The sequence below is a fragment of the uncultured Gimesia sp. genome, assembly GCF_937910335.1.
Lineage (GTDB): Bacteria > Planctomycetota > Planctomycetia > Planctomycetales > Planctomycetaceae > Gimesia.
Genome location: NZ_CALEMX010000181.1, coordinates 1 through 4,802, shown reverse-complemented (window position 1 = coordinate 4,802; position 4,802 = coordinate 1). Strand labels below are relative to the sequence as shown.

Annotated in this window: 4 protein-coding genes and 1 pseudogene; 2 read left to right on the top strand and 3 right to left on the bottom strand. The window is 47.5% G+C overall.

What is annotated here, in order from left to right; translation table 11 throughout:
* Positions 1-408, top strand: a 408-nt coding sequence (locus tag Q0668_RS06925; RefSeq protein ID WP_298861846.1) for a DUF1569 domain-containing protein, incomplete at its 5' end; no start/stop codon positions are given.
* Positions 409-467: 59 nt separating this feature from the next.
* On the opposite strand, the gene Q0668_RS06920 is transcribed toward Q0668_RS06925, so the two are convergent.
* Complete coding sequence (locus Q0668_RS06920; protein ID WP_298861839.1) at positions 468-1,688, bottom strand: PcfJ domain-containing protein; 1,221 nt, start codon at positions 1,686-1,688, stop codon at positions 468-470.
* Positions 1,689-2,064: 376 nt separating this feature from the next.
* On the opposite strand from Q0668_RS06920, the gene Q0668_RS06915 reads away from it, so the two are divergent.
* Positions 2,065-2,937, top strand: a complete 873-nt coding sequence (locus Q0668_RS06915) for a hypothetical protein (protein WP_298861837.1) — start codon at positions 2,065-2,067, stop codon at positions 2,935-2,937.
* A 49-nt stretch (positions 2,938-2,986) separates the two neighbouring features.
* Here Q0668_RS06915 and Q0668_RS06910 read toward each other — a convergent pair whose 3' ends face one another.
* Positions 2,987-4,324, bottom strand: a complete 1,338-nt coding sequence (locus Q0668_RS06910; RefSeq protein WP_298861834.1) for an SCP2 sterol-binding domain-containing protein — start codon at positions 4,322-4,324, stop codon at positions 2,987-2,989.
* Positions 4,325-4,369: 45 nt separating this feature from the next.
* Positions 4,370-4,802 (bottom strand): annotated as a pseudogene (locus Q0668_RS06905) (hypothetical protein); the annotation flags it as partial.

The following is a 4,802-nucleotide window of genomic DNA, read 5'->3' as shown; positions in this document are numbered from 1 at the left end:
CTGGCAGATGCAGACCAGATGTCTCAAAGCGATGTAGACCTGCTGGGAAACTGGTCACTGGGCCAGATCCTCAAACATCTTGCCATGTCGCTCGATGCTTCGATTGATGGTATGGATTTTAAACTACCGGCCCCCGTACGATTTCTGATGACATTGCTGATGAAACGAAAGTTTCTCACAAAAGCATTACCCCCCGGCTTCAAGAGTACCAGTAAATTTATCCCCGACGATACAACCACAGAAGAAGGCCTGACGGCTCTGCGCGCTGCCGTCAAACGGCAGGAGAGCGAGACGGCACGCGTAGATCATCCCGGTTTCGGTAAAATGACGAACAAAGAATGGAATGACTTTAATTTGCGTCATGCCGAAATGCATATGAGTTTTGTGATTCCGAAATCTCAGACTTGATGCACAACCCTGGTTCAGATTATTCCGATGTGCCTCTGTTTTTGAAATTAATTTCTGCTTTAGGCCATTGTTTCATACCATAAGCTTTCCTGCTTAGCCCAGCGTTTGAGAATTTCTGAGACCTCGACACTGGGGGTACAGTTCTGTTTTCCACTGGCCTGTAAGATGACCTTTGCCTTTGGCGCGACTTCGATCGTCAGAGTACGACGTTTGCGTGTACCCTGATGACACTTCATGGACCAGATCGTCGTCATCCCGCGGGCACATTCTGAAGTATATTCCGCCACGCAATGCTGCATGACCCGCCCTTCATTCCGAAGTTCCCGAGGAGTCAGTAATTCGTCAATCGTCCAGGCTATGCCTTCTTCTTCAAATCGAAACGAACTGATTTTACAACGCTTCCAGGGGAAATCCAGCGGATGAATATCTAGTGGCGGCATAAGACCTTTCTCAATCAGCTCGGAGCGCCAGTTCGCTTGATGCCGACGCAGGGACATCAAGGTGCGACCCCGTAATGTAAAATCGGGTTGAACCGGATCTTCACCTGCTCCCCTGCCCCAGACTGTTTCTGCTGGTACAAATCGCTGCTCTTGGATAAACCGTACAATCTCTACGATCTCATCGGCTGAGAGTGGTTGATTCTGAATCAAAAATCGGATCACCGATTCCCAGAACTTCTCATCTTCGGTGAACATCCCCAAACAGGTCTGGCTGATTAGAATGCGGGCCAGTCGATCGTCGCCTCCTAACGAAAGAACGTGTCCCCAGCGAATCGATTCTATCAAACGCAAATCGTCGGGTGCCTGCATAAACAACGCCGCCATTCGTTTGGTGATCCGAAGATGATTCAATACTGAAAACTGACGAAGACTGAGACCTTTGGCCAGATGCTGATACAGTTTCAGCTCCCATGGGGCATACTGATTATTCCACCAGACCGACGCCATAAAGTTCGGCACCGGGTATTGATCAAACAGATGCTGCACGAGCGAGCGCAATTGAACAAACAGACTGGCATCAGGGGGAACCCAGGCTTCAGGAAATCTTTTCCAGGCAAATTGATAGCGAATCATCCTGGTACAACACGTTAAGACTCGTTCAATATCACTCTGTTTTAAATTTCTGATCTTTGCCCGATGGGAGAGCAAGTTGCTCCGCGAACGAACCACATAAATTAATCTCCAGAACATTCGACTGGAGCTACGGTGTGAAAGCGCATAGTGCGTAATCAGATCGTCCAGCCGACGGCTGGTGTGATATTTCTGGTTATGAGAAGTCATGATACTAATACAAGAAGTAAGGCAAAAAGGCAGAACCAGGTTGACGTTACACGCCCCCTGAACAACATCATTCGCGCAGAGAGCGCATCGATGACGCATTGCTCTACGCTCAGATTAAACCTATTCTTACAAACATGACTTTCACCATTAAAATGGGGCGCCTAATATAGATGGAGGCGGAACCAGAAAACAGAATCCGTGTCTTGATCATATTCGCAACGCAATCAACGTTTCTACGTTGCAATAGACTTACCGAAATCGACACATTCTAAAGAAGTGGGTTCGGATTTTTTCAGGAACACTTGAAATTAGACACAGCACTGGATCCTGCAGCACCGGGAAGATTGGGGCTCCAACAGAGTTGGGATTTTTGAACATGAATCAGTCAATCAGCGATCAACCACCACAACAGCCAATCAGCTGGGAACGGGTTCGCGCGATATTCGATTACCCCGAACCTCCTGAAAACGTCTGGCAGCGTCAGTTTGATGGTTTCGATGAGGAGCTACAGGAATTAGCCCGGACATCCTACGAACAAATTGATTTTTCTGACATGTGGTATTACCACCATGATCTGGCTTACGTCAAACTGCAACCAGAATTATTTGCATACTTGTTTCCCGTCTGCCTCATGGACTGGCACCAGACTCTACAAAACAACGAACCTTGTTCTCATGGTGACTCCGAATTTCATTACGGAATATCTAATGGTAACGTTTTTGAAAATATGTTAACTCCCAAACAGTTAACTGAAGTCACCTTATTCTTTCGTGACAGCTTCCTCGAACGTTTGGATTCTGAACGGGAAATCCCACAACTTCAAAAAGGTTTTCCTTCACTTGGCTGGTTAGGTCGTTTTAATTCTCTTGGTGTCATCGTCCCCAACATTGAGCCCATCTGGAACGCGTGGTGGACCGTTAAAACTCCCGGACGCGCCATTACAGCGATTCAGTATTGTTCATCACTCATGTACTTTGAAGGAGAAAACCCACTCTTCGAAGAGTGTCATGGCACAGGTTTATGCCTCTGCGAAAACGACAGCCTATTCGATGCATTCTGGAGTGATAAGAACATTCAATTTCTATCAGCCACACTCACTGTCGACTTTGTTAATCAAAAAGTAGCTGATGCAATAGCGAGATTGAGGAAAGAGTCGAATTTGAAGTATGCTCAACAGCTTGAAGATGATTTACCAGAACGCCAGGAAGTGATTGCATTACAAATCGACGATCTTCTTACCCAACTCTAAAATCAACTGGTCCCCATCTCGCTTTTAAACATTCACCAGATATAGAAACCTATTGCGGAAAACAGTTACCGAAGGCCAGTAATAATTTGGGTGATCCTTTCAGGCGGATCCTTCTTGTGATTAATGCCCAGACAATGTTTTTTTCTTTTCTTAAAAAGCCGATCCATGTTTTTGTGTCTGCAGTCACGCGCAAATCGGGCTCGCCATGATGCCCTTCTTTGACGTCAATTTTCTTGTCTTGGATCACAATGGTCACCTCACGATGCTCAGCGCCTGTAAAGGTGAAATGATAAGTGGCGTTCAAAGCCTCTGACTTTCCTGGCTGAAACACCAGCGGTACTCCCTGGATGAATCCGCTAATGTTGCCGGGACGTAGAGTGTTGCCGACATGTTTTATAGGTTTGTGGGGAAATCGTTTGGCGACATGCTGCTCGGCGTCGGAATTCTTGAGAACGTAAACCGTTTCCTCTTTCTGTTGTAACGGACGTACGTTTTCCTTGAGATGCGTCTTTTTATCAGCCAAATAGGGGGCAATCACATCTTCTCCCGCAGGACAGACGGATAGACAATAAGCGGCTTTATAATTGGCACCAAAGGAAAGGCTCTGCCACATCGAAGCCGATTCGGAATCGTTCACGCGATCGCGATAATCGATGGCATTTTTACTGTCGACGACCTGTTCGGTCCAATCGGTGAAACCTCCCATAAATTCCCGGTAATTGTGCGTGTAACAGGCTGAGAAATTGAAATCTCCCTGAGGGGAAATCGCTCCCACCGGACAGGCGGCGACACAGAGCTTACATTCCAGGCAGGGATTAAAATCGATGGGTCGGCTATACTCCACCACCTCAGCTTCCATCAGAATCGTTCCCAGGAGAATAAAGTTACCGAATTTCTCGTGGATGACATTCCGATGAATGCCCATCATTCCCAGGCCGGCAGCGACGGCGACCGGTTTGTGCGACACAACCCAAACCTTACCCGGAAAATTGTCCATCTCCATCGGAAAACCCATCGAGGGATTGAGAGCCTTGATACCTGCCCCTTCCAGCTGTCCGACCAGATTGCGACCGATCTCATTGACTTCATCGCCAGCATGATGAAATTCGAGATTAGCAATCGAACGCGCAGGCGAGCGAAGTGGTTCCCGGTTCATCCGCACTACATAGCTGATGAGCGTTTTTGTACGAGGAAAGACATTCAGGATGTCGTCCCGCTGATCGTCGAGTTCCTGTCGTTCGATTTCAACGAAACCCACATCGTCGGCTCCCGCATCGAGAACAAGCTGACGTAACCAGGTTTCATCAAGCGCGGGTGCGTCTTCTACAGAGAGATTGGCTTCTTGCTCGCGAATTCGTTTCACTGTAGGATGTTCGTTCAAATTCATGGTCGTCCCTTTTAATGAATGTACAATTTATTGACTAAAAAAAGACTATTGAAGAGGAGCCGTGGCTAAGACCATGTTTCGAGTTTGTGTGTGCCACTCGTTGAATGTGCTATTCAAGCTGTATGCATTCTCAGAGCTGTGTGGCGTTAACCAGGGCTCATACTCGACTCCATATTTAGAATCCCGGAGGAGTGGGTGGCCCTGAGATAACTCATATGCCTCTATATCCGGCGTCCGTGTGAGCATCATCTTCATCAAATCGATCAACACCTGAACTTTATTTTTCAAGCTGCGACGCGTGATTGGGGTTGCCGCAATATAACGGCGTGTGATGGTTTCGAAGTCTTCTGGTTCTGATCCTCCCACAGTGCGAACCACGTCATTTGGTGCTCCCACTTCAAAGGCACCGCGGCGGTAATCTTCTAGCCCGCATTTCCCAGATGACTTCCCTCGCTTTGGCACGTAATTTGCGCCATAC

Coding starts and splice junctions, on each gene's coding strand:
- Q0668_RS06920 (WP_298861839.1), bottom strand. CDS start 1,688: ATGACTTCTCATAACCAGAAATATCACACCAGCCGTCGGCTGGACGAT.
- Q0668_RS06915 (WP_298861837.1), top strand. CDS start 2,065: ATGAATCAGTCAATCAGCGATCAACCACCACAACAGCCAATCAGCTGG.
- Q0668_RS06910 (WP_298861834.1), bottom strand. CDS start 4,324: ATGAATTTGAACGAACATCCTACAGTGAAACGAATTCGCGAGCAAGAA.